Below are 23,558 nucleotides of genomic sequence, written 5' to 3' on the forward strand. Positions count from 1 at the left end.
GTTCCGTGGTCCAGGAGGCCACTGCCTCCTGGCGGGAGGGTGCAGGGAGGGCAGAGCCCTCCCTGCAGACAGCCCGCGCCACCCCGGCCCGAAGGCCGCCCCTGTCATCCTCAGTCGCGGTCGGCGGCGGCGCCGAGTTCGGCGAGTTCGGCGGCGAGTTCGGCTTCCAGGCTCTCTTCCTCGGCCTGGTCGGCGGCGCGGAGGTCTTCGCCGCGGGCCTGCTTCTCGGCTTCCTCGACGGAGCGGGCGACGTTCACGCCGACCTCGATCACCACTTCCGGATGCAGGGCGACGCGCACCTGGGTCAGGCCCAGCTGCTTGATCGGCTGCTCGAGCAGGATCTGGTTGCGCTCCAGCGTCAGGCCGGAGGCCTTGCAGGCGTCGGCGATGTCGCGGCCGGAGACGGAGCCGTAGAGGCCGCCGCTTTCGCCGGCGGAGCGGATGATGACGACCTGCAGGCCGTGCACGCGTTCCGCCACGCGCTCGGCTTCGCCGCGGCGCTTCAGGTTCTGGGCTTCGAGCTGGGCGCGCTCACGCTCGAAACGCGCGAGGTTGTCCTTGTTGGCGCGGATCGCCTTGCCCTGGGGGAGCAGGAAGTTGCGCGCATAGCCGGGGCGGACCTTCACCAGCTCGCCCATCTGGCCGAGCTTTTCGACCCGCTGCATCAGGATGACTTCGATCATGGCTGCACCGTTCAGATCAGAGGTTCAGACTCGGGGGGGCGCAGCGCGCCGGGCCCGGGTTCCATTGAGAATGTCGTAGAAACCGTAGCCCGCGACGCCGAGCGCCACCGGTACGGACAGGATCAGCAGTGCGGCATAGGCGCCGCCCAGCACGAAGGCGCGGCCGCGGAGGGCCGCCGAGGCGCGATGCAGGGCCGCGAGGCCATGCAGGAAGACGGGCACCAGCAGCACCAGCAGCAGCGAGAGGGTGACGGCATCGCCGCCTTCCTCCGCCGCCAGCCAGAGGCCGCCGGCGAGTGCCGGCAGCAGCGGGTACCAGCCCGGCAGCCGCGCCTCCCGCCAGGCGGGGGTGGCGGCGATGACGCCGGCCCGCTTCAGCAGGGCGGCGGCGGCGGCGGCGTTCACCAGCAGCGCGAGCGCCACCCAGAAGCCGATCGCCGCGGCCTTGATCCGTACCAGCTCCTCGACCAGCCCCTGGTTGGCCGGCAGGCCCATGCGTTGCAGGCCAACCTCGGCCGCCTCGCGCATCGCGCCTTCCAGCCCGCCGGGCGCATCACCCAGCAGGAAGGCGGCCAGCAGCACCCCGGCGGCCGGGATCAGGCCCAGCAGCGCGAAGGGCAGGCCGAGCACGGCGGGCCGGCCGGCGGCCAGCACCAGGGCCGCGGCCGGCACCCCGAAGAGTGCCAGGTAGAGGCCGAGGCCCAGGCTGCTGCCCAGCAGCAGCAGCACCAGGCTGGCCACCGCCAGCGCCGCCAGGATCGTGAAGCCGCCGAAGCCGATGCCCGCCATGAACAATGGCAGGCTGGCCAGCCACAGGGCGAAGGCGCCGCCGGGCAGGCCGCGGAAGGCCCATAGGCCGAGCACCGCCGAGGCCAGGCCGGCAGCGGCGGCCGCGAGCAGGCGCGGATCGGCGGCGATGCCGCGACCCTTCCCCTGCTCCTCGTCCATGCTGCCCGCCATCATCCTGTCCTCGGCCGTGCCGCGTGATCAGTCGTTGATCACGTAGGGCAGCAGCGCCAGGAAGCGGGCGCGCTTGATGGCATTGGCCAGCTCGCGCTGCTTCTTGGCGGAGACCGCCGTGATGCGGCTCGGCACGATCTTGCCGCGCTCGCTGAGGAAGCGGGACAGCAGGCGCACGTCCTTGTAGTCGATCTTCGGCGCGTTCGGGCCGGAGAAGGGGCAGGACTTGCGGCGGCGGTAGAAGGGCCGGCGGGCGCCCACGGCCGGGCGGCGCTGGGCGGGGTTCAGGGCGATGTCTTCGTTGCGATCGGACATGATGGATTACTCCTCGCCGCCCATGCCGGGGCCCATATCGAGTTCATCGCGCGGACGGGCGCGGAATTCCTCACGGTCGTCACGCTCGCGGCCACCGGTGCGGCCGGAGCCGAAGCGGCCGGCCGGGCGCGGGCCGCGGAAGCCGCGGTCGCGCTCGCGGTCGTCGGAGCGGCGGGCCAGGATGGCGGAGGGGGCGTCGTCGATTGCGTCGATCCGCAGCGTCAGGCTGCGCAGCACGTCCTCGTTCAGGCCGAGCTGGCGCTCCACCTCGAGCAGGGCGGCCGGGGTCGATTCCAGGCCCAGCAGCATGTAGTGGGCCTTGCGGTTCTTCTTGATGCGGTAGGCGAGGCCGCGCAGGCCCCAGTATTCCCGCTTCTTGATCTCGCCGCCGTTCATCTCGGTGAGGGTCGCCTGCACCTGGTCGGCGATCGCCTCGACCTGGGCCTGCGTGACGTCATTGCGTGCGATCAGCACGCATTCATACAAGGGCATCCGATTCCCTCCGGCTGTCTCAGCCCCACGGCCCCGGGCACCATGCCTTGGACGCGCATAAACGGGCATAGCCGGGACCGATGCCTCGGGTCCCGGCAGGGGAGCGGGGCGTAAAGCATGGTGGGGGCGGCGCGGCAAGCAATTTCGACTCGGGCTTGACGCCGCGACCCACACCGCCCTAGGCCGCGCGACCGCCCCACGACGCATCGCACGGACCGAAAAAATGGCGCTCGCCTTCACCTTCCCCGGCCAGGGCAGCCAGGCCCCCGGCATGGGCCGCGACCTCGCCGCCGCTTTCCCCGCGGCGCGCGAGGTCTTCCAGGAAGTGGACGAGACCCTGAAGCAGAAGCTGTCCAAGCTGATGTTCGAGGGTCCGGCGGAGGAGCTGACGCTGACCGCCAATGCCCAGCCGGCGCTGATGGCCATGTCCATCGCCGTGCTGCGGGTGCTGGAGAAGGAGGGCGGCTTCGTGCTGCGCGACCGCGTGGCGCTGGTGGCCGGCCATTCGCTGGGCGAATATGCCGCGCTGGCCGCCGCCGGCACCTTCGACCTCTCCACCACCGCCCGCCTGCTGCGGCTGCGCGGCGAGGCGATGCAGAAGGCGGTGCCGGCCGGCGAGGGCGCCATGGCCGCGCTGCTGGGCGCCGAACTCGAACAGGCCCAGGCGATCTGCGCCGCCGCCGCCGAGGACCCCGCCACCGGCGCCCGCCAGGTGGTGGAGGTGGCGAATGACAATGGCGGTGGCCAGATCGTCATCTCCGGCCATGCCGCGGCGGTCGAGCGCGCCATCGAGGGCTCCAAGGCCGCCGGGGTGAAGCGGGCCATGAAGCTGCCGGTCTCCGCCCCCTTCCACTGCGCCCTGATGGCCCCCGCCGCCGATGCCATGGCCGAGGCCCTGGCCGCGGCCGAGATGCGCACGCCGCTGGTCCCGCTGGTCGCCAATGTCTCCGCCGCCAAGGCCACCGACCCGGCCGAGATCCGCGACCTGCTGGTGCGCCAGGTCACCGGCACCGTGCGCTGGCGCGAATGCATCCTGGCGATGGGCGCCATGGGCTGCGAGCAGTTCGTCGAGATCGGCTCGGGCAAGGTGCTCACCGGGCTGATGAAGCGCCTGGCGCCGGAGGCCAAGGCCAGCGCCATCGGCACCCCCGCCGAGATCGAAACCTTCTTGAAGTCGCTGTGACGCACTGGTTCGACCTCACCTCCCAGCCGAGCGCGGAGGAGGAAAAGGCGGCGCGGGACGCGCTGTGGGATGCCAATGCCGCCGCGGGGCATCCGCGCGACCGCACGGGCCTCACCCTGCTGCTGCGCGATGCCGCCGGTACCGTGGTGGGCGGGCTGGTCGGCGCCACCGGCTGGTCCTGGTGCTATATCGAGAACCTGGCGGTGCCGCCGGCGCTGCGCGGCGCCGGCTGGGGCCGCCGGCTGATGGCGGCGGCGGAGGCCGAGGCGCGGCGGCGCGGCTGCATCGGCATCCGGCTCGACACCTACAGCTTCCAGGCCCGCGGCTTCTACGAGAAGCTCGGTTTTTCCGTCATCGGCCAGATCGAGGACTGCCCGCCGGGCGCCACGCGCTTCAGCATGACCAAGCGGCTGGACCGGCCGGAGCCCGCCGCCACCCCCTGGCCGGATGCCGCCGCGCCGCGCGCCACCATCCGGCCCGGCGAGGCGAACCTGGTGCCGGTGCTGCTGGCCGGGCTCAGCGCCCATTCGGTGGCTGAGGCCGGCCCGCATGGCCATGCGCCCTTCAGCCTGGCAGTGCATGCGCCGGGCGCGGCGCAGCCGGCGGGCGGGCTCTCCGGCTACAGCTTCTTCAACTGGATGTTCATCCAGTACTTCTTCCTGCCGGAGTCGCTGCGCGGCCAGGGCCTCGGCCGGGCGCTGATGCGGCAGGCGGAGGCCGAGGCGCAGGCACGCGGCTGCACCGGCATCTGGCTCGATACCTTCAGCTTCCAGGCCCTGCCCTTCTACGAAAGCCTGGGCTACCGGCAGTTCGGCCGGCTCGACGACTTCCCGCCCGGCCATAGCCGGCACTACCTGATGAAACGCCTGCCGATGCAACGACCCAACGACGGAGACGCCTGATGTTCGACCTCACCGGCAAGGTGGCGCTGGTCACCGGCGCCACCGGCGGCATCGGCGCCGCCATCGCCACCGCGCTGCACGCGCAAGGCGCCAAGGTGGCGATCACCGGGCGGCGGGAGGCGGAGCTGGCCGCCCTGGCCGGGACGCTGGGGGAGCGCGTGCTGGTGGCCCCCGCCGACCTGGCCGACCCCGCCGCCCCGGCGGCGCTGGTGGAGAAGGTGGAGGCCGAGCTCGGCCCGCTGGACATCCTGGTGAACAATGCCGGCTTCACCCGGGACATGCTGGCCCTGCGCATGGGCGATGCCGATTGGAACGCGGTGCTGGAAGTGGACCTGACCGCCCCCTTCCGCCTGGCCCGCGCGGCGCTGCGCGGCATGATGAAGCGCCGTTCGGGGCGCATCATCTCCATCGCCAGCATCGTGGGCGTCACCGGCAATGCGGGCCAGGCGAATTACGCGGCGGCCAAGGCCGGGCTGATCGGCATGAGCAAGTCCCTCGCCCAGGAAGTGGCGACCCGCGGCGTCACGGTGAACGTGGTCGCACCCGGCTTCGTGAAGACGGCGATGACGGATGCCCTGCCGGAAGCCGCCCGCACCGCCCTGCTGACCAAGATCCCGACCCAGCGCATGGGCGCGCCGGAGGATGTGGCGGCCGCCGTCGCCTATCTCGCCAGCCCCGAGGCCGCCTGGGTCACCGGCCAGACCATCCACGTGAATGGCGGCATGGCGATGATCTGACGCCATGGCCGCATGGCGATGATCTGAGGCGACGCCTCAGGCCGCGATGCGCTCCGGCGCGCAGGCCGCGCCGCGGCCCAGCGCCGGCAGCATGAGACCCCGCCGCCAGCGCCAGCGCGGCGAGCAGCCCGGCGGCGCCAGCTCAAATCCGGCGCGGCCATGCATCACGTGATGGGCGCCGATGGCGGTGATCCGCGGCAGGCCTGCGCGCAGGATCCCGCGGATCGTCGGGCTCACCTTCGGCCGCCAGCGATGCGCAACGCCTCCGCCCGGGTCAGCCCGATGTCGCGCAGCAGATGCGCGTCGTAGCTCAGCAGATCCTCGCGCCAGGGCTGGTGCAGCGCCCGCAGCAGGGCCAGCAGCCAGGACACCGGCGAAGCAAGCAGGGGGCGCCGGCCGGTCCTGCGAGCGGGGCTGGGGGCGGCGCGGGCAGCGAGGCTGGCGGACATCGGGGCTTTCCTTCGGGCGGCGGCCAGGATGGCTCGCGGCGGTGCCGCCTTATGGCCGAAGGGCGGTTTCGCCCCCGCTTCACCCCTGCTTCGCAAGTGCAACATCGGTATCGCGGGGCGTGGCGCCACTGACACAGACGGGCCTCGCTGCAGGAAACCCGCACTTCCCGCCCCCCGACCGCTTGCGCCGCGCCGCCGCCTAGGCCAAGTGACGCTTCCATGTTAAGCCGCGCCGCCCCCGCCCCCGGGAGGGGATTCGGGCCGATCCGCGGCACGGCAGCGACCAGCAGGAGACATCGCGGGATGAGCGACACCGCCGACAAGGTGAAGAAGATCGTTGTGGAGCACCTCGGCGTCGAGGAGTCCAAGGTGACCACCGAGGCGTCGTTCATCGACGATCTGGGCGCGGACAGCCTCGACACCGTCGAGCTGGTCATGGCCTTCGAGGAGGCCTTCGGGGTCGAGATCCCCGACGACGCCGCCGAGAAGATCACGACCGTGAAGGACGCGATCGACTATATCGAGAAGCAGAAGTCCGCCTGATTTCAAGCGGTTGATGGCTAGGTAAGGGAAGCAGCGGTGTTCGGTCATCTCGTTGCGCCGCGGCGCGTCGTCGTCACGGGCATGGGTATCGCCTGCCCGCTCGGCCTGGGTGTGGAAAATGTCTGGAAGCGCATGCTGGCCGGCGAGAGCGGGCTGGCGGCGATCCAGAACTTCGACACCAGCGCCCTGCCGGCCAAGATCGCCGGCCAGGTGCCGGTCGGCACCAGGGCCGAGGGCAAGCTCGACATCAGCGAGTGGATCCCGGTCAAGGACCAGAAGAAGATGGACCGCTTCATCCAGCTCGCGCTGGTGGCGGCCACCGAGGCGGTCGAGGATAGCGGCTGGACCCCGGGCGAGGACCAGCAGGAAGCGCGTTGCCGCACCGGCGTGATGATCGGCTCCGGCATCGGCGGCCTGCCGACCATCTTCGAGGCCTCGACCCTGATCCAGCAGGGCAAGACGCGGCGGATCTCGCCCTTCTTCATCCCCTCCGCGCTGATCAACCTGGCCTCCGGCCATGTCTCCATCAAATACGGCTTCAAGGGCCCGAACCACGCCGTGGTCACGGCCTGCGCGACCGGCGTGCATGCGCTGGGCGATGCCGCGCGCCTCATCGCGCTGAACGATGCCGATGTCATGGTCGCCGGCGGCGCCGAGGCCGCGGTGGCGGAAATCGGCATGGCCGGCTTCTGCGCCTCCCGCGCCCTGTCCACCGCCTTCAACGACCAGCCCACCAAGGGCAGCCGCCCCTGGGACCGCGACCGCGACGGCTTCGTCATGGGCGAGGGCGCCGGGGTGGTGGTGCTGGAGGAGCTGGAGCACGCCAAGCGGCGGGGCGCCAAGATCTATGCCGAGGTGATCGGCTACGGCATGTCCGGCGACGCCTATCACATCACCTCCCCCACCGAGGATGGCGACGGCGCCTTCCGCGCCATGCGCGCGGCGCTGACCAGCGCGCGGATCGCGCCTGGCGATATCCAATACGTCAATGCGCATGGCACCTCGACCCCCATGGGCGACGATATCGAGCTGCAGGCGGTGGAGCGGCTCTGGGGGGATGAGGCCAAGGGCCTCGCCATGTCCTCCACCAAATCGGCCATCGGGCATCTGCTGGGCGCCGCCGGGGCGGTGGAGGGCATCTTCTCCATCCTCGCGATCCGCGACGGCGTCGCCCCGCCGACGCTGAACCTGGAGAATCCCTCGCGCGAGAGCCCGATCGACCGGGTGGCGCTGGAAGCCCAGCCGCGCCAGATCGACACGGTGCTGTCCAACAGCTTCGGCTTCGGCGGCACCAATGCCAGCATCATTTTCCGCAAGGCGGCCTGACGTTTCAGCCAGCCGCCTTGCCAGGGGCGGCCGCCGGCGCCAGTCATAGGCCATGCGCCGACTGATCGTCCTGCTCGTCCTCCTGCTGTTCCTGGCCGCCGGCGCCGGGGGGGCCTTCTGGTATGCGCGAGGGCAATGGACCGCGCCCGGCCCGCTGGCCGAGCCGGTGCAGATGGTGGTGCCCCGCGGCGGCAGCGCCGCCATCGCCGATGCGCTGGCCGAGCGCGGCGTCATCCGCCAGCCCATGGCCTTCCTGGCCGCCACCTGGCTGACCCGCACCGAAGGCCCGCTGCGCGCCGCCGAATTCCAGTTCCCCGCCCGCGCCAGCCTGCGCGAGGTGCTGGCCATCCTGCGCGACGGCCGGCCGGTGCAGCGCCGCCTGACGATCCCGGAGGGGCTGACCGCGCAGCAGATCGGCCGGCTGCTGGAGCAGGCGGAAGGCCTGACCGGCGATACCCCCAGCTTCGCCGAGGGCGAGCTGCTGCCCGAGACCTATGCCTATCAATGGGGCGACAACCGCGCCGCCGTGGTGCGCCGCGCCAAGCAGGCCATGGACCAGGCCCTGTCGGAAATCTGGGCCGCCCGCGCCCCGAACCTCCCGATCGACACGGCGCGGGAGGCGCTGATCCTCGCCAGCATCGTGGAGCGCGAGACCGGCCAGCGGGAGGAGCGGGGCCTGGTCGCCGGCGTCTTCATCAACCGCCTGCGCCGCGGCATGCCGCTGCAATCGGACCCCACCGTGGCCTATGCCGCCGCCGATGGCGGGGTGCTGGACAGGGCGCTGACACGCGCCGACCTGGACCGCGACCACCCCTTCAACACCTATCGCATCCGCGGCCTGCCCCCCGCCCCCATCGCTAGCCCGGGGCGGGAGGCGCTGCGCGCCGTGGCGCGGCCGGAGGCGACCGAGTTCCTGTATTTCGTCGCCGATGGCACCGGCGGCCACGCCTTCGCCCGCACGCTGGATGAGCACAACCGAAACGTGGCGCGCTGGCGGGAGATCGAGAGGTCCCGCGCGCCGCAGCGATGACCGCGGCGCCCCTGCTCAGCGGCCCCGCCCTGTGGTGGCGGCTGCTGGTGATCGGCGGCCTCTGGGGATCCTCCTTCCCGCTGCTGCGGCTGATCGCGGCCGAGATGTCCCCCTTCGCCCTGGCCGCCGTGCGCGGCGGCTTCGCGGCGCTGGCCGTGCTGGCCTTCCTGGCGGTGAGCGGGCAGTTGAAGGGGCCGATCCGGCGCTATGCGCTGCCGGCGCTGGTGCTCGGCACCTGCAATGGCTGGGCGCCGAACCTGCTGACCGCCTTCGCGCTGGGCCATATCCAGGCGGCGCCGGCCGCGCTGATCCATGCCGGCACGCCACTGCTGGTGGCGCTGATCGCGACCGTGGTGCTGCGGGAGGAGCGGCCGGGGCTGCGCGGCCTGGCCGGACTGCTGCTGGGCTTCGGCGGCATCGCGGTGATCCTGGGGCCGGATGCGCTGGCCGGCGGCGCGAGTTTTGCGGGCGGGCTGCTGATCCTGCTGTCGGGCGTCTTCTACGCAACCGGCACCGTCTATGCCCGCAAGGCGCGGATCGGCGGGGCGCCGCAGATCGTGCTGGGCCAGCAGGTGGTGGCGGCGCTGGTGGCGGGGGGGCTGTCCCTGCCCCTGGGCGGGGCGGAGGCCTATGCCCAGCCGGGCTGGGTCTATGGCGTGCTGGCGCTGCTCGGCATCGCCAGCTCGGCGCTGCCGCTGACCATGTTCCTGCGGCTGCTGGCGCGCGCGCGCGTCACCGATGCCTCCATGGTCGGCTATATCCAGCCGCCCTTCGCGGCGGCGGTCGGGGCGCTGCTGCTGGGGGAGGTGCCATCGCCGCTGGTGCTGGTCGGCGGCGCCATCGTGCTGGCCGGGGTCTGGCTGGCGACCTCGCGGAAATAGGCGATGCAACCGGGACGGGATTGGCGCGATAAGGCCGCTGTTCCGCCGGAGAGACGATCTTGGAAACCGAAATTCTGATTGCCCTGGTCGCGTTGATCGGGATGGAGATCGTCCTCGGCATCGACAACCTGGTCTTCATCGCCATCCTGTCGAACCGCTTGCCCGAATCGCAGCGGCAATCGGCGCGGCGCATCGGCCTGGGCCTGGCCGTCATCATGCGCCTCGGCATGCTGGCCGGCGTCGGCTGGCTGATGTCCCTGACCACGCCCTGGATCGACCTCCGCATCGTCACCTTCTCCGGCAAGGACCTGATCCTGCTGGCCGGCGGCCTGTTCCTGATCGGCAAGGCCACCATCGAGATCCACCATCGGGTCGACCCGGACTCGCAGGCCGAGACCCATGCCAAGGACCGCGTGCCGGCCAGCTACTGGTCGGTCGTCGCGCAGATCCTGGCGCTGGACCTGGTGTTCAGCGTGGACTCGATCCTGGCCGCGGTGGGGCTGACCCAGGTGATGTGGGTGATCGTGGTGGCGATCCTCGTCTCCGTCACCGTCATGCTCTTCTCGATGGATGCGCTGTCCCGCTTCATGGAGAAGAACCCGACGGTGGTGATGCTGGCGCTGGCCTTCCTGGTGATGATCGGGATGGTGCTGGTGGCGGAGGCCTTCCACGTCCATGTGCCGAAGGGTTTTGTCTATGTCGCCATGGCCTTCTCGGTGGGCGTCGAGCTGCTGAACCTGCTGGCCCGGCGGGCGGCGCAGCGGAAGCGGGCGGCGGCGGAGCCGGGCGCCTGAAGCACTACCCGATAACACTGAATCAGTATTATCGGATTTCGTGCTTTAGAAACAATGACTTCCAGAGCACGAGATCGGTCCAACTGGACGGATCGTGCTCTAGGGATCGGCGGGCTTGGCCGGCAGCTGCGACATCAGCCGGTTGCGCCAGGCCGGCGGCAGGGCGCCGGCGATCCGCGACAGGGCATAGAGCCGGCGCGGATAGGCCACCCGCACCCGGCCGGCGGCGATGCCCGAAAGCGTGCGTTCCGCCGCCTGCTCCGGCGTCATCAGCCAGGGCATGGGAAAGGGATTCCGGGCCGTCATCGGGGTTCGGACATAGCCGGGGCAGATGGCATGCAGGCGGATGCCCAGCCCTCGCTGGCTGGCATCGGTCGCTTCCGCCCAGCGCTGCACCGCCGCCTTGCTGGCGCAATAGGCGGGGGCACCCGGGGCGGCGACGAAGGCGGCGAGGCTTGCCACCACCGCCACCCGCCCGCGCAGCCCATCCATCCCGGGCGCCTGCCCGGCCATCTTCTGCAGGGCCGGCAGGGCCGTGTTGAGCACGCCGCCGAGATTGGTGGCGAAGATGCGGGCTGCCTGTTCCGGCGGCTCCACCGCATCGCCCGTGCCGCCCGAGACGCCCGCATTGGCGATCACCAGGTCGAGCCGCCCGGCCTCGCCGATCCACCCCGCCATGGCCGCCGCATCCGTCACGTCCAGCATCGCCGGATGCACGGTGGCGCCCCGGGCCCTGCAGGCTTCCGCCACCGCGTCCAGCCGCCCGGCATCGCGGCCGGACAGGTAGAGGGTGACGCCGGGTGCGGCCGAAAGCTCCGCCAAAGCGCGGCCGAGGCCGGAGGAGGCGCCGGTGATCAGCACGCCCTGCCAGGAATCGCGCGCCATGCCTTGCCCTCCCAAGCGGTCGGGTGGACAAGGCGCGCATGAGCACCCTTGCCTCCATGACCGGTTTCGCCCGCGACAGCGGGACGCTGCCGGACGGTTCCTCCTTCGTCTGGGAGTTGCGCAGCGTCAACGGCCGCGGGCTGGATGTCCGCCTCCGCCTGCCGCCGGGCCTCGACGTGCTGGAAGCTCCGCTGCGGGAGGCGGTGGCCAGGCGCCTGAAGCGCGGCAACCTTTCCGCGAATCTGACCCTGAAGCGGGAGGACCACGCCCCGCGGCTGACGCCCGACCCGGTGGCGCTGGAGGCGGCGATCCAGCTGGTGCTGGAGGTCTCGGCCCGCCTGCCCGGCGCCCCCGTGCCGACGGCCGAGGCCGTGCTGTCCCTGCCCGGCGTGCTGCGCGCCGAGGTCTCGGAACCGGATGAGGCCGCCGAGGAGGCCAAGCGCAAGGCACTCGCCGCCAGCTTCGCCGTGGCACTGGACGGCCTGGTCGCCTCCCGCGCCCGCGAAGGCGCGCAACTCGCAAAAATCCTCGAAACGCTGCTGGGGGAGATCGCGGCGCTGCGGGATGCCGCGGCGGTGGAGGCCGCCGGCCAGCCCGCCGCGCAGCGCGCCCGGCTGCTGGAAAACCTGGCGAACCTCCTGGGCGAGGGCGATGTCCGCGCCCGGGTGCCGGAGGAGCGGCTGGCACAGGAAGTCGCCATGCTCGCCCAGCGTTCCGATGTGCGGGAGGAGCTGGACCGGCTTTCGGCCCATATCACCGAGGCCCGCACGCTGCTGGCCTCCGGCAAGGCCATCGGTCGCAAGCTCGAATTCCTGACGCAGGAATTCGTGCGGGAGGCCAATACGCTGTGCAGCAAGTCCGCCAGCGTGGCGCTGACGCGCGTGGGGCTGGAGCTGAAGGCGGCGATCGAGCGGCTGCGCGAGCAGGCGGCCAACGTCGAATGATGACCACGACCACCCATGCGCCGCGACGCGGCGTCTGCCTGGTGCTGGCCTCGGCGCCTGGCGTCGGCAAGACCAGCGTCTCCCGCGCCCTGCTGGAGATGGAGCCGGAGCTTTCGCTGTCCGTCTCCGCCACCACCCGCGCGCCACGGCCCGGCGAGCTGGAAGGCGTGCACTACTTCTTCCGCACGCAAAGCCAGTTCGACGCGATGGTCGAAGCCGGCGAATTCCTGGAATACGCCAAATTCATTGGCCGGTCCTACGGCACCCCGCGGGCGGCGGTGGAGGCGAGCCTGGCCGCCGGGCGGGACGTGCTCTTCGACATCGAATGGCAGGGCCACCGCCAGCTGCGCGAACGCCTGCCTGGCGATGTGGTGGGCATCTGCCTGCTGCCGCCCAGCATGGCGGAGCTGGAGCGCCGCCTGCGCGGCCGCGCCCAGGACAGCGAGGCCGAGATCGCCCGCCGCCTGGTCGCCGCGAAGGACGAGATCGCGCATTGGTCCGACTTCGACCACGTGCTGGTGAACCGCGACTTCGACCGCACGGTGGCGGAGGTGCGCGCCATCCTGCACGCTGCCCGCAATACCCGCGCGCGCCAGCCCTGGCTGCCGGAGTTCATCGACACGCTTCTGCAGGGGTAGCGACATGGGCAGCCTGGCCGGCGTGGTGGAAGTGGTGCTGCCGGTCTTCGCCATGATCCTGCTGGGCTTCGCCGCGGCGAAGCGCAAGCTGGTGAGCGAAGAGGGTTTTCGGGCGATGACGCTCTTCGTCTTCGGCCTGGCCGCCCCCGCGCTGCTGTTTGCCGGCGGCACGCGGCCGCATGAGGGTGGCGGCGGCGCCGCGCTGGCGCTGCTCTCGGGTTCCGTCCTCATGTTCTGGCTGGCGGTGGCGGGTGGGCGCCGCCTGTTCCGGCTGAACCTCGGCGAGGCCTCGCTCTTCGCCCTGTCCTGCATCTTCGGCAACTCCGTGATGATGGGCGTGCCGATCATCGTCGCCGCCTATGGCCCGGCCGGCGTGCCGCCCATGCTCGGCATCCTGGCCTTCACCACCATGATCCTGCTGGGCCAGGCGACGGTGCTGACCGAGGTGGGCCTGCACGCCAATGCCCCCTGGCGCCGCGTGCTCGGCGCCAGCCTGAAGGGGATTCTGCGCAACCCGGTGGTGCTGGCGGTGATCGCGGCCTTCCTCTGGACGCTCTTCGGCCTGCATCTGCCCGATGTGGCGCGGCGGACGCTGGAGATGATGGGCGCGGCGGCGCCGCCGCTGGCGCTGTTCTGCCTCGGCGGCGGCCTGGCCGGCATTGCGGGCGCCGCGATGTGGCAGGAGACGGCGGCGATCGTCGTGGTGAAGCTGCTGGCGCTGCCGGCGCTGGTCTGGGGCCTGGCGCTGTGGCTGGACCTGCCGCCGATCGAGAAGGCCGTCGCCGTCACCATGGCGGCGCTGCCCACCGGCGCCAATGCCTTCATCCTGGCGCGCCGCTACGCCACCGGCACGGACCGTTCGGGTGCCGCGGTGGTGGTGACCACGGCGCTCTCCGTGCTGACGCTCTCGGCCTTGATCGGCCATTTCCGGGGGATCCTGCCATGACGCTCATCATCGAACCCGGCTGGGTCTGGGACGCGGATAACGGGCTTCGCACGGGGCACAGCGTCATCGTCCAGGACGGCGTGGTGGCGGATGTGGTCGCCGGGTCGCCGACGCTGGAGGCGGAGCGCATCGTCGCACCCGACGCTTTGCTGCTGCCGGGCTTCATCAACCTGCACAACCACGCGCTGTCGGCGCCGCTGTTCCGCGGCCTGGCGGATGAGCTCGCGCCGGGCGATCTGCCCGGCCACATCGTCTATTCCCTGCTGATGCCGCTGGGCGACGTGGCCGCCGCCGTGATGACGGAGGAAGAAATCGGTGACGCGGCGGAGATGGCGCTGCTCGAAGGCCTGCGCAGCGGCACCACCGGCCTGCTGGACGTGTACCGCGTGGCGCAATGGCCCTTCATCGAGCGTGCGAAGCGGCTGGGGCTGCGCAGCTGGTCCTGCCCCTACCTGTTCTCCGCGCCCGTCGGCATGACGCCGGACGGCAAGCCGACCTACAGCCCGACCAGCGACACGGGCTTCGACGCCATTGTGAAAATGTTCGACCGTTTCGACGAAGGCCCGCGCGGCGTCACCCGCGTGGGCTTCGGCCCGCATGGCCCGGACAGCTGCACGCCGGAACTGCTGCGCGCCATCGACGCGGCGGCGCGCGAACGCCAGACCATCGTCTCCATCCACGCCGCCCAGAACCTGATCGAGATCGAGAAGGTCACCGCCGCCCATGGCAAGGGCTCCATCGAACACCTTCGGGACATGGGCCTGCTGCGGCCCGGCGTGGTGCTGGCGCATGGGATGTTCGCGACGGATGAGGAGATGGCGATGATCGCGGAAGCGGGTGCCGCGCTGGCCTCCTGCCCCCTCGCCTTCGCCCGCTCCGGCCGCTTCGTGCCGCTGGCGCGGATGGAGGCCGCGAAGCTGCGGCTCGGCATCGGCACGGATGGCGTGACGCTCGACATGCTGCACGAACTCCGCACCGCATCCGTCTTCGCCAAGGTGCAGTCCGGCACGCCGCATGGTCTCTCGGCGCCGCGCATCCTGCGCGCTGCGACGCGCGACGCGGCGATGGCGCTGGGGCGCGAGGATCTCGGCCTGGTGGCGAAGGGCGCGCGGGCGGACCTGATCATGTTCGACCTCGCCTCCTCCCGCTACCAGCCGGTCTGGGATCCGCTGAAATCGCTGATCACCAATGGCAGCGCGTCGGACCTCACCCTCGCCATGGTCGAGGGGCGCGTGCTGCTGCGCGATGCCAAAGTCCTCACGGCGGATGCCGCCGCCGTCACCCGTCGCGGCCGCGCGGCCATCGAGCGGGTGTGGCGGGAGGCTGCGCGGCGCGGTGCGATTCCGGCATCGATCGCGGCGCGGGCGGCGATCGCATTGCACTGAGCAGCTTTGTCTCCCTAGGGTAATGGCTGCCCTGGGAGACTCTGCGCATGCCCCGCCTGACCCGCCGCGCCACTCTTCTGGCCGCGCTCGCCACGCCGTCCCTGGCGCGCGCCCAAACGCGGCGGCCGCTGCGGGTGATTGTCCCCTTCCCGCCCGGCGGCGGCGTGGACAGTCTCGGCCGGCTGCTGGCGGAGCGCCTGGTGCCGCTGCTCGACGGCCAGCAGGTGGTGGTCGAGAATCGCAGCGGCGGCGGCGGGCTGATCGGGGCCGATGCGGTGGCCAAGGGGCCGGCGGATGGCAGCATCATCGGCGTGATCGGCGCCGCCACCCTCTGCGCCGCGCCCTTCATCCAGCCCAGCATGCCCTTCGACGTGACGAAGGATTTTCGCGCCATCAGCCTGGTCTCGGACAGCGCCGTGGTGCTGGCGGTGGGCGCCGATGTGGCACAGCGGCATGGCTGGACCGACATGGCGGCGCTGCTGGCCTGGGCGCGCGCCAATCCCGGCGGCGTGCGCGTCGCCAATGCCGGCATCGGCACCGTCACCCACCTGGCGCTGTCCGCCATCAACACCGCCGCCGGGGTGGAGCTGACCAGCGTGCCCTATCGCGGCGGCGCGCAGCAGGCGATGGATGTGATCGCCGGCACGGTCGAGGCGACCGCGGACCTGCCCGCGGCGCTGCTGCCGCATCTCGCCTCCGGCCGCATGAAGGCGATGGGGGTGAGTTCCGGCACCCGCCTGGCCTTCCTGCCCGATGTGCCGGCGCTGGCCGAGACGCCGGCGCTCGCCTCCCTCGACATCAGGTCCTGGAACACCATCCTGGCCCCGGCCGCGACGCCGGAGGCCGAGGTGCAGCGGCTGTTCGCCGCGATCCGCCGCGTCGGCCAGGACCCCAGCTTCGCCGCCGCGCTGCGCCCCTTCGGCTATGATGCCGTGGTCAGCGAAAGCCCTGCGGCGATGGCGGCGCAGATCGCCCGCGAGACCCCGGTCTGGCGGCGCCTGGTGGAAATCTCCGGCGCCGCCCGGCAGTAACCCGGATCAGTCCACGCTGGCGCCGACCGCCTGGATCACCACGCGCCACTTCGCACTCTCCTCCGCCATGAACCGGGCGAAGTCGGCGCGGCCCATGGCGCGGGGAATCGCGCCGCTGGCGGACAGGCGCTGCGCCAGCGCCGGGTCCTGCACGATCTCCTGCAGTTCCGTATCCAGCTTCGCCAGGATCGGCTCCGGCACCCCCGCCGGGGTGCAGAGGCCGAACCAGCCGGTGGAGGTGATATCCACCCCCTGCTCCTGCATCGTCGGCAGGTCCGGGAAGGCATCCACCCGCCCCGCGCCGCTGACCGCCACCGGCCGCATCCGCCCCGCCTGCGCCATCTGCGTCACCGCCGAGATCGACTGGAACAGCATGTCCAGCCGCCCCTCGATCAGGTCCGAATTCATCTGCCCGCCATTCGTATAGGGCAGGTGCTGCAGCGGCACGCCGGTGATGATCTGGAACTGCGACCCCGCCAGGTGCTGCGACGACCCCGCCCCGACCGAGCCGAAATTGATCGGCCGGTTCTGCGCCTTCGCCCAGGTGATGAATTCCTGCAGCGTCCGCGCCGGGACGGCCGGCGGGATCACCACGATATTCGGCACCAGCGCGATCAGCCCGACGGCCGCAAAATCCTTCTCGGGATCGAAGGGCATGTTGCGATACAGCCACTTGTTCGCGGCATTGGCGGCGATGCTCGCCAGCCCCACCGTATAGCCATCCGGCGCCGCGCGGGCGACCTGGGTCATGCCGATATTGGTGCCGGCGCCCGGGCGGTTGTCCACCACGATGGGCTGGCCGAGCTTCGCCTGCAGCCGGTCCGCGATCAGCCGCGAGATCACATCCCCCGCGCCGCCGGCAGGCCCGGGATTGACCCAGCGGATCGGCCGGTTCGGCCAATCGCCGAGGCCCTGGGCGCGCAGGCCGACCAGGGGCGCGGCGCAAGCCCCGAGGCCGAGCAGCGCCGTACGGCGTGAAATGGGGGTCGCAGACATGTTCTTCTCCGGAAAGCGCTCCGGCGGGATGAGACGTTGCGGCAAAGCTTCGCGCAAGGGGAAGCTTGGCGAAAAATCGGGCAAGTTCCACGCCTGTGGCGGGCGGGGGTCTGGCGCCTGCCGCGCGCTGTGGCAGGCTGCACCAGCGCGGGCAGACCGGATGGCCCTCATCCGATCCGCGCGCAGGATATGGAGAGACTGATGGGTGACGTGCTCGGCTGGCGCTGCAAGTTCGGCGTGATGGGTCCCTCGACCAATACCGTCGTGCAGCCGGATTTCGACATGATGCGACCGGCCGGCGTGACCAACCACTACAGCCGCATCTTCACCCCCAATGCCGATGCCGTCTCCAACGAGACGTTTCGGGCCGGCGCCGAGCTTATCGGCAGGAACACGCTCGACGCGGTGCGCTCCGTCATGACCTGCCTGCCGGACCACCTGGTGATGGGCATGTCCGCCGTCACCTTCTTCGACGGCGCCCGCGGCGCGGACCGCTTCGTGAAGGAGGTGGAGGAGGTCTCCGGCCTGAAGATCAGCGTCGGCAGCCATGCCTGCACCGCTGCGCTGAACGCCCATGGCGGCATCAAGCGCATCGCCGTCATGTCCCCCTATTGGCCCGCCATGAATATCGAGGTGGCGCGCTATTTCGGCGACATGGGCTTCAGCGTGGTGCGGGATACCGCCTTCCGCTGCTCCTCCTGGACCGATATCGCGGCGCAGACGCCGGAACGCTGCGTGCGCGGCATCCGGGAGATCGATGGCGACGATGTGGACGCGATCGTCCAGGTCGGCACCAATCTGTCCATGGTGAAGCTGGCGGCCATGGCGGAGCTCTGGCTCGGCAAGCCGGTCATCGCCATCAACGCCGCCACCTACTGGCATGCGCTGCGGGCGCGCGGCATCACGGACAAGGTGGCCGGCTGCGGCAGCCTGCTCGAAAGGTTCTGAAACCAAGCGCACGAAGTTCCGACCTGCGGCCCGCTTGCGGGCCGAGCGCGCGAATGCGCGCCGCGGCAGGTGCGTCACGCCGCAGGCGCGCCTTCGGCACGACGAAGCCAAGGGCCGCGGGTCGGGGCACTGCCCCGACGCCCGCCCGGCGTCTGAGGGGCACGAAGGTGAAACCTTCGTGCGGCTGGTATGAGCGCCGAGGTGGGCCGCGCCCTCAGGCGCGGCCCGCCTTGCCGTCCACCTCGGCGCGTTCGAAGCGGAAATCCACGGCGCAGAATTCGCAGGTCATGGTGATGGCGCCGGATTCGGCCATGTGGTCCAGATCCTCCGGCCCGAAGGTCTCCAGCACCGCCGCCAGCCGGGCGCGGGAGCAGCGGCAGCCGTAGGACAGGGCGCGCGGGCGGTCCGCCAGCAGGCCCTCGGCATGGAACAGGCGATGCAGCAGGCGCTCGGCCGGCAGCGCATCGTCCAGCATCTCCTCGGTCTTCAGCGTGCCGACCAGGGCCTGAGCGGTGCGCCAGGCATCCTCCTGGTCCTCCTGCGTCTCCGCGCCGATGCCGCCTTCGCTGGCCACGCGCTCGATCACCAGGGCGCTGGCGCGCCAGCCGGCCAGCGTTCGGCCGCAGGCCAGGCGGACCTCGGTCTGCAACTGCTCGGAGGTGCGGAAATAGGTATCCGTCATCTCCGCGAGCGTCTCGCCCTCGATGGCCACGATGCCCTGGTAGCGCTCCATGTCGTCGCCCTGGTCGCAGGTGAAGGCGAAGTAGCCCTGGCCGAGGAGCTGGGCGGCGCTGGGCTGCGGATGCTCGGCCAGCAGCGCCTCCAGCCGCTCGGGATCGGCCTTGGCATAGCCGCGCAGCCCGCCAGAATCGGTGCAATCGGCCAGCAGCATGGCGATGGGCCCGTCGCCCTTGGCCTGCAGGCTGAAGGATCCCTTGAATTTCAGCGCGGTGGCCAGCGCCGCGGTCAGCGCCAGCGCCTCCCCCATTAGGCGCAGCACCGCGGGGTGCTGGGCATGGCGGCCCAGCAGCGCATCGGCCAGCGGGCCGAGCTTCACCACGCGGCCCCGCACCGGGCGCTGGTCCAGGTGGAAGGGCTGCACGCCGCGCGGCACCACCAGGTCGGGCACGGGCGGGCGGTCATGGTTCAGGAAGGCGGGGGTGGCGGAGGGCTGGGTCGGATCGGTCACGGGCGGAACCATGCATGGGCGCAGCCCGGATGCCACCCCCGGATCGGGGGGCCCTGGGCGATGCGCGACGAAAGCCAGATTGCCGCCGGGGCCCGGCAAGGCAACAGGCCGGGCACGCCAAGTGGCGCACCCGGCCGGGTCTATGGCCTAGATAGGGAGGCGAAAGCCCGCCGACCAGCCTTGGTCGGCAGGCCGGCTCAGAACAGGCGTTCGAGCAGCCCGCGCCGCGGCGGCTGGGCGACGGGGGTCACGCCCTCCGTCGTATCGCGGCCGAGCGCCGCATTCTCCCGCAGGCGCTGGGCCTCACGCGTCGGGTCCACGGCGACGCCGGCCTGCGCATCGCTGCGCCAGAACATCAGCCGGTCCACCAGGCCGCGCTCCGGCCGGTCCAGCCGCAGGCTCTCGGCATCCACCTGGCTGCGGATTCCGTCATCCACCGGCTGCCCGGCCTGGGCCAGCAGGGCGCGCTCGGCGCTGGAGGGGGCGGCGGCGGGGGCCGTGCCGGCACCGAGGATGGCGCTGGCCGGCGGCCGCTGGTCCTGCGGCCGCGGCGCGCCCGGCGTGGGGGTCGGCAGTTCGGTCAACCGCGGCGGCACCGAGAGCGGCGCGCGGGTGGTGACCTGGAATTCATCCGGCGGATCCCGGGTGAAGCCGAGGGAGCGGGCGGTATCGCCGCCACAGCCCGCGAGCAGCGCGAGGAGCGGCAGGCCCACCAGGAAAGCGCGGAGGGAGGGGCGGTGCTGGGTCATGGGGTGGAACCCTTAGCCTTGGGTGAAGGCCGGAACAAGGCATCGCCGATCAGCGCGACCACGCCGAGGACGATGGCGGCATCCGCCGGGTTGAACACGTACCAGTGCCAGCCCCAGGCATGCGCATCGAAGAAATCGGCCACCGCGCCGAAGCGGAAGCGGTCGATCACATTGCCCACCGCGCCGCCGACCACGGCGCCGAGCGCCAGCGCCGTCAGCCGGTTTTCGGCACGGGCCATCCAGCGCAGCAGGAAGCCGGCGATGCCGAGTGCCAGCAGGCCGAGCAGGGCCTGCGACCAGGGGCCGTCGCCGGCGAGCATGCCGAAGGTGACGCCGCGGTTCCAGACCATGGTGAGGTCGAAGCCGAAGGGGCCGAGCCGGACCAGGGGGATATGGCCGATGCTGGGCAGGTCCAGCACGAAGAGCATGTACCACTTGCTCAGCTGGTCGATGGCGAGGACGGCCAGCGCCAAGGTGAGGCCGAGGCGGATCATGGGGTGCTCGGGGCGCGAAGCCCCCACCCCGACCCTCCCCCGTGAATACGAGGGAGGGAGAAGCAGGAGCGCACACGCACTCCCTCCCCCGTGCTTACGGGGGAGGGTCGGGGTGGGGGCAAGGGCAGGGCCAGGCGCGCCATCATCCGACCACCGCCTCGCAGCGCCGGCACAGCGTCGGATGCGCCAGCGAGAGCCCGACCTCCGGCAGCACGCGCCAGCAGCGTTCGCATTTCTGGCCCTCCGCCACGGTCACGGCCGCATCCGGCGCCTCCGCGGGGACGAGGCTGGCCTGGGAGACGATCAGCACCTCCGCCCATTGCTCCGCCGTCAGCACATTGGCCGGATCGCCCTCCGGCAGGGACAGCGCGGCATTGGCCTGGAGCGAGGCGCCGATGGTGCCGGCACGGCGCAGCTCCTCGATCGCGCCGGTCACGGTGCGACGGAAGCCGCGCACCGCGGCCCAACGCTCCGCCAGCGCCTCATCCCGCCATTCGGCCGGAATCGTCGGGAAGTCGCGCAGGTGGATGCTGTCGGTCTCGCTGGGGAACCGCGCCAGCCAGCTTTCCTCGGCGGTGGCCACCAGCACCGGCGCCAGCCAGGCGGTCAGGCAGCGGTGCAGCTGGTCGATCACCGTGCGCGCGCTGCGCCGGCGCAGGCTTTCGGGCGCGTCGCAGTACAGGCTGTCCTTGCGGACGTCGAAGTAGAAAGCGGAAAGGTCGGTGGCGCAGAAGGCGTGGATCTCGGGGTAGACGCCACTCCAGTCATGGTCGCGCACGGCCTTGCGCAGCCGGGCATCCAGCTCCGACAGCCGGTGCAGCACCCAGCGCTCCAGCTCCGGCAGATCGGCATGGGGCACGATCTCGCTCTCGTCGAAGCCGTGCAGATTGCCCAGCAGCCAGCGCAGCGTATTGCGGATGCGGCGATACAGCTCGCTCTGCTGCTTCAGGATCTCCTTGCCGATGCGCTGGTCCTCGGTGACGTCGGTGTTCATCACCCAGAGCCGCAGCAGATCCGCGCCATGCTCCCGCACCACATCCTGCGGCGCCGTCACATTGCCCAGCGACTTCGACATTTTCCGCCCTTGTTCATCAAGGACGAAGCCGTGGGTGAGAATTGCCTTGAAGGGCGCGACGCCGCGGGAGCCCACCGATTCCAGCAGGGAGGAATGGAACCAGCCGCGATGCTGGTCGGAGCCTTCGAGATACAGATCGGCCGGGAAGGGCAGGCCGCGCTCCGGCGTCAGGACGAAGGCATGGGTGGAGCCGGATTCGAACCAGACATCGACGATGTCCATCACCTGCTCGTAATCCTCGGCGCGGCGGTCGGGGCCGAGGAAGCGCTGCGCGGCGCCCGGCTTGTACCAGGCATCGGCGCCCTCCTCGCGGAAGGCCTCGATCACCCGGTCCATGATCGCCTGGTCGCGCAGCGGCTCGCCCGACTGCTTCGACACGAAGACCGGGATCGGCACGCCCCAGGCGCGCTGGCGGCTGATGCACCAGTCGGGGCGCACGGCGACCATGCCGCCGATGCGGTTGCGGCCGATGTCCGGGACGAAGTGGGTGTCGGCAATCGCCTGCATGGCCTTGGCGCGAATCGCATTGGCGTCGTCCATCGCGATGAACCACTGCGGGGTGGCGCGGAAGATCACGGGCTTCTTGGAGCGCCAGCTATGCGGGTAGCTGTGCGTCAGCTTCGACTTCGCGACCAGCGTGCCCATGGCGATGCAGGCCGCGTAGACGGCGTCATGCGCCTTGAAGACGTGCTGGCCCGTGAAACCCGGCGCCTGCAGGGTGAAGGTGCCGTCGTCGCCCACCGTCTCCGGCACCGGCAGGCCGTTCGCCTTGCCGAGGTTGAAGTCGTCCTCGCCATGGCCGGGGGCGATATGGACGAAGCCCGTGCCGGCCTCCGTGGTGACGAAATCGCCCGGCAGCAGGGGCACGTCGAAATCGTAGCCGCCGGCTGCGCCCTCCCAGCCCGCCAGCGGATGCGCGGCGATGGCGCCCTCCAGCTCCGCCCCCTTCAGCAGGCGCTTGACGCTATGCGCGCCGAGGCCGGCGTCCTTCTCGAATTGCGGCAGCAGCGGCAGTGCCACCAGCAGGAATTCGCCCGGCACCAGGGCGCTGCCCTCGGCCACGCCCTCCACATGCACCAGCGCGTAGTCGATCTCCGGCCCATAGGCCACGGCGCGGTTGCCGGGGATGGTCCAGGGCGTGGTGGTCCAGATCACCACGGAGGCGCCGGCCAGGTCCGCCGCACCGGCCGACTTCACCCGGAACCGCGCCCAGAGAGTCGGGGAGACGTGGTCGTGGTATTCGATCTCCGCCTCGGCCAGCGCGGTCTTTTCCACGGGGCTCCACATCACCGGCCGCAGGCCGCGATACAGCGACCCGTTCATCAGGAACTTGCCGATCTCGCCCGCAATCGCGGCCTCGGAGGCAAAATCCATGGTCGCATAGCGCCCGGCCCAGTCGCCGAGCACGCCCAGGCGCCGGAACTCCTCGCTCTGCACGCCGAGCCAATGGGTCGCGTAGTCGCGGCATTCGGCCCGGAAGTCGAGGATCGGCACCGCATCCTTGTCGCGGCCCTTGGCGCGGTACTGTTCCTCGATCTTCCACTCGATCGGCAGGCCGTGGCAGTCCCAGCCCGGAACGTAGTCCGCATCGAAGCCGGCCATCTGGGCGGCGCGGTTGATCACATCCTTCAGGATCTTGTTCAGCGCATGGCCGATATGCAGGTTGCCGTTCGCATAGGGCGGGCCGTCATGCAGGATGAAGGTCGGCCGGCCGGCGCTCTGCGCCCGCAGCTTCTCCCGCAGGCCCATCGCCTCCCACCGCGCCAGCCAGGCGGGCTCGCGCTTCGGCAGGTCGCCGCGCATGGGGAAATCGGTCTTCGGCAGGAAGACGGTGCCGCGATAGTCGCGCGCGGTCTCGGCGGGGTCCACGGGAGGGGCGTCGGTCATGGGGTGCGGTCTCGATCTGCCCTGCAGGGGGCCGGAAGGGGCTTGCGCGGAAAACCCGGCCCTAATGGGCCGGGCGGATAATTCGGAGGCCGGAGA

The 23,558-nt window shown here is 71.2% G+C and carries 26 protein-coding genes; 14 read left to right on the forward strand and 12 right to left on the reverse strand.

The window, feature by feature from the left end:
- Positions 1 to 110 precede the first annotated feature (110 nt).
- Genes rplI through rpsF form a run of 4 tightly spaced genes read right to left on the reverse strand, consistent with a single transcriptional unit; the run spans position 111 to position 2,450 of the window.
- Positions 111 to 683 (reverse strand): 50S ribosomal protein L9, encoded by a 573-nt coding sequence (rplI, locus tag ACTIF1_RS23330; protein ID WP_439598853.1) that lies wholly within the window; start codon positions 681 to 683, stop codon positions 111 to 113.
- Positions 684 to 707: 24 nt separating this feature from the next.
- Positions 708 to 1,643: a DUF2232 domain-containing protein gene (locus tag ACTIF1_RS23335; RefSeq protein WP_439598854.1), complete on the reverse strand. Its 936-nt coding sequence runs from the start codon at positions 1,641 to 1,643 to the stop codon at positions 708 to 710.
- Between the two features lie 27 nt (positions 1,644 to 1,670).
- Positions 1,671 to 1,958 carry a 30S ribosomal protein S18 gene (rpsR, locus tag ACTIF1_RS23340; RefSeq protein WP_216833701.1) on the reverse strand — a complete coding sequence of 96 codons (288 nt, stop codon included), beginning with the start codon at positions 1,956 to 1,958 and terminating at the stop codon, positions 1,671 to 1,673.
- Between the two features lie 6 nt (positions 1,959 to 1,964).
- Positions 1,965 to 2,450, reverse strand: coding sequence for a 30S ribosomal protein S6 (gene rpsF, locus ACTIF1_RS23345; protein WP_216833702.1), 486 nt, complete (start codon positions 2,448 to 2,450; stop codon positions 1,965 to 1,967).
- Between the two features lie 223 nt (positions 2,451 to 2,673).
- On the opposite strand from rpsF, the gene fabD reads away from it, so the two are divergent.
- Genes fabD through fabG form a run of 3 tightly spaced genes read left to right on the forward strand, consistent with a single transcriptional unit; the run spans position 2,674 to position 5,272 of the window.
- A complete protein-coding gene (gene fabD, locus ACTIF1_RS23350) occupies positions 2,674 to 3,633 on the forward strand; it encodes an ACP S-malonyltransferase (protein ID WP_439598855.1) in 960 nt (319 codons plus the stop codon).
- Entirely contained in the window at positions 3,630 to 4,535 is a 906-nt protein-coding gene (locus ACTIF1_RS23355; RefSeq protein ID WP_439598856.1) for a GNAT family N-acetyltransferase, read from the forward strand. The genes fabD and ACTIF1_RS23355 overlap by 4 nt, the downstream gene beginning before the upstream one ends.
- Positions 4,535 to 5,272, forward strand: coding sequence for a 3-oxoacyl-[acyl-carrier-protein] reductase (gene fabG / locus ACTIF1_RS23360; protein WP_439598857.1), 738 nt, complete (start codon positions 4,535 to 4,537; stop codon positions 5,270 to 5,272). The genes ACTIF1_RS23355 and fabG overlap by 1 nt, the downstream gene beginning before the upstream one ends.
- A 36-nt stretch (positions 5,273 to 5,308) precedes the next feature.
- Here fabG and ACTIF1_RS23365 read toward each other — a convergent pair whose 3' ends face one another.
- Both ACTIF1_RS23365 and ACTIF1_RS23370 read right to left on the reverse strand, forming a co-directional pair.
- Positions 5,309 to 5,509 (reverse strand): hypothetical protein, encoded by a 201-nt coding sequence (locus ACTIF1_RS23365; RefSeq protein WP_439598858.1) that lies wholly within the window; start codon positions 5,507 to 5,509, stop codon positions 5,309 to 5,311.
- Complete coding sequence (locus ACTIF1_RS23370; protein ID WP_439598859.1) at positions 5,506 to 5,721, reverse strand: hypothetical protein; 216 nt, start codon at positions 5,719 to 5,721, stop codon at positions 5,506 to 5,508. The genes ACTIF1_RS23365 and ACTIF1_RS23370 overlap by 4 nt, the downstream gene beginning before the upstream one ends.
- A gap of 303 nt (positions 5,722 to 6,024) precedes the next feature.
- Here ACTIF1_RS23370 and ACTIF1_RS23375 point away from each other — a divergent pair, with 303 nt between their 5' ends.
- The 5 genes from ACTIF1_RS23375 to ACTIF1_RS23395 are packed head-to-tail and all read left to right on the forward strand — an operon-like array spanning position 6,025 to position 10,295.
- Positions 6,025 to 6,264: an acyl carrier protein gene (locus ACTIF1_RS23375; RefSeq protein WP_092963667.1), complete on the forward strand. Its 240-nt coding sequence runs from the start codon at positions 6,025 to 6,027 to the stop codon at positions 6,262 to 6,264.
- 36 nt (positions 6,265 to 6,300) lie between these two features.
- Positions 6,301 to 7,590, forward strand: a complete 1,290-nt coding sequence (fabF, locus tag ACTIF1_RS23380; protein WP_439598860.1) for a beta-ketoacyl-ACP synthase II — start codon at positions 6,301 to 6,303, stop codon at positions 7,588 to 7,590.
- A gap of 52 nt (positions 7,591 to 7,642) precedes the next feature.
- The gene (gene mltG, locus ACTIF1_RS23385) at positions 7,643 to 8,620 is read left to right on the forward strand and encodes an endolytic transglycosylase MltG (protein WP_439598861.1); all 978 of its coding nucleotides are present in this window, start codon (positions 7,643 to 7,645) and stop codon (positions 8,618 to 8,620) included.
- Positions 8,617 to 9,501, forward strand: a complete 885-nt coding sequence (locus tag ACTIF1_RS23390) for a DMT family transporter (RefSeq protein ID WP_439598862.1) — start codon at positions 8,617 to 8,619, stop codon at positions 9,499 to 9,501. Before mltG ends, ACTIF1_RS23390 begins: the two co-directional genes overlap by 4 nt.
- Positions 9,502 to 9,560: 59 nt before the next feature.
- Positions 9,561 to 10,295 carry a TerC family protein gene (locus ACTIF1_RS23395; protein ID WP_439598863.1) on the forward strand — a complete coding sequence of 245 codons (735 nt, stop codon included), beginning with the start codon at positions 9,561 to 9,563 and terminating at the stop codon, positions 10,293 to 10,295.
- A 99-nt stretch (positions 10,296 to 10,394) separates the two neighbouring features.
- On the opposite strand, the gene ACTIF1_RS23400 is transcribed toward ACTIF1_RS23395, so the two are convergent.
- The gene (locus ACTIF1_RS23400; RefSeq protein WP_439598864.1) at positions 10,395 to 11,180 is read right to left on the reverse strand and encodes an SDR family NAD(P)-dependent oxidoreductase; all 786 of its coding nucleotides are present in this window, start codon (positions 11,178 to 11,180) and stop codon (positions 10,395 to 10,397) included.
- A 38-nt stretch (positions 11,181 to 11,218) separates the two neighbouring features.
- Between ACTIF1_RS23400 and ACTIF1_RS23405 the strand changes: the two genes are divergently transcribed.
- From ACTIF1_RS23405 to ACTIF1_RS23425, 5 genes are read left to right on the forward strand one after another with little or no spacing between them, the layout of a single operon-like run.
- Positions 11,219 to 12,124, forward strand: a complete 906-nt coding sequence (locus ACTIF1_RS23405; protein ID WP_439598865.1) for a YicC/YloC family endoribonuclease — start codon at positions 11,219 to 11,221, stop codon at positions 12,122 to 12,124.
- Positions 12,121 to 12,762, forward strand: a complete 642-nt coding sequence (gene gmk / locus ACTIF1_RS23410) for a guanylate kinase (RefSeq protein ID WP_439598866.1) — start codon at positions 12,121 to 12,123, stop codon at positions 12,760 to 12,762. The genes ACTIF1_RS23405 and gmk overlap by 4 nt, the downstream gene beginning before the upstream one ends.
- Positions 12,763 to 12,766: 4 nt before the next feature.
- Positions 12,767 to 13,708: an AEC family transporter gene (locus ACTIF1_RS23415; RefSeq protein WP_439598867.1), complete on the forward strand. Its 942-nt coding sequence runs from the start codon at positions 12,767 to 12,769 to the stop codon at positions 13,706 to 13,708.
- Positions 13,705 to 15,093, forward strand: coding sequence for an amidohydrolase family protein (locus ACTIF1_RS23420; RefSeq protein ID WP_439598868.1), 1,389 nt, complete (start codon positions 13,705 to 13,707; stop codon positions 15,091 to 15,093). The genes ACTIF1_RS23415 and ACTIF1_RS23420 overlap by 4 nt, the downstream gene beginning before the upstream one ends.
- A gap of 47 nt (positions 15,094 to 15,140) precedes the next feature.
- A complete protein-coding gene (locus ACTIF1_RS23425; protein ID WP_439598869.1) occupies positions 15,141 to 16,124 on the forward strand; it encodes a Bug family tripartite tricarboxylate transporter substrate binding protein in 984 nt (327 codons plus the stop codon).
- 6 nt (positions 16,125 to 16,130) lie between these two features.
- On the opposite strand, the gene ACTIF1_RS23430 is transcribed toward ACTIF1_RS23425, so the two are convergent.
- Entirely contained in the window at positions 16,131 to 17,120 is a 990-nt protein-coding gene (locus ACTIF1_RS23430) for a Bug family tripartite tricarboxylate transporter substrate binding protein (protein ID WP_439598870.1), read from the reverse strand.
- A gap of 201 nt (positions 17,121 to 17,321) precedes the next feature.
- Between ACTIF1_RS23430 and ACTIF1_RS23435 the strand changes: the two genes are divergently transcribed.
- Positions 17,322 to 18,068, forward strand: a complete 747-nt coding sequence (locus ACTIF1_RS23435; RefSeq protein ID WP_439598871.1) for a maleate cis-trans isomerase family protein — start codon at positions 17,322 to 17,324, stop codon at positions 18,066 to 18,068.
- A gap of 214 nt (positions 18,069 to 18,282) precedes the next feature.
- Here ACTIF1_RS23435 and ACTIF1_RS23440 read toward each other — a convergent pair whose 3' ends face one another.
- The 4 genes from ACTIF1_RS23440 to ileS form a co-directional block, all read right to left on the reverse strand.
- Positions 18,283 to 19,269, reverse strand: coding sequence for an Hsp33 family molecular chaperone HslO (locus ACTIF1_RS23440; protein WP_439598872.1), 987 nt, complete (start codon positions 19,267 to 19,269; stop codon positions 18,283 to 18,285).
- Positions 19,270 to 19,454: 185 nt separating this feature from the next.
- Positions 19,455 to 20,006, reverse strand: a complete 552-nt coding sequence (locus ACTIF1_RS23445; protein WP_439598873.1) for a DUF3035 domain-containing protein — start codon at positions 20,004 to 20,006, stop codon at positions 19,455 to 19,457.
- Positions 20,003 to 20,500, reverse strand: a complete 498-nt coding sequence (lspA, locus tag ACTIF1_RS23450; protein ID WP_439598874.1) for a signal peptidase II — start codon at positions 20,498 to 20,500, stop codon at positions 20,003 to 20,005. Before lspA ends, ACTIF1_RS23445 begins: the two co-directional genes overlap by 4 nt.
- Before the next feature lie 142 nt (positions 20,501 to 20,642).
- Positions 20,643 to 23,462 (reverse strand): isoleucine--tRNA ligase, encoded by a 2,820-nt coding sequence (gene ileS, locus ACTIF1_RS23455; protein ID WP_439598875.1) that lies wholly within the window; start codon positions 23,460 to 23,462, stop codon positions 20,643 to 20,645.
- Between the last annotated feature and the right edge of the window lie 96 nt (positions 23,463 to 23,558).

It is taken from the genome of Falsiroseomonas sp. (assembly GCF_051860665.1).
Taxonomy (GTDB): domain Bacteria; phylum Pseudomonadota; class Alphaproteobacteria; order Acetobacterales; family Acetobacteraceae; genus Falsiroseomonas.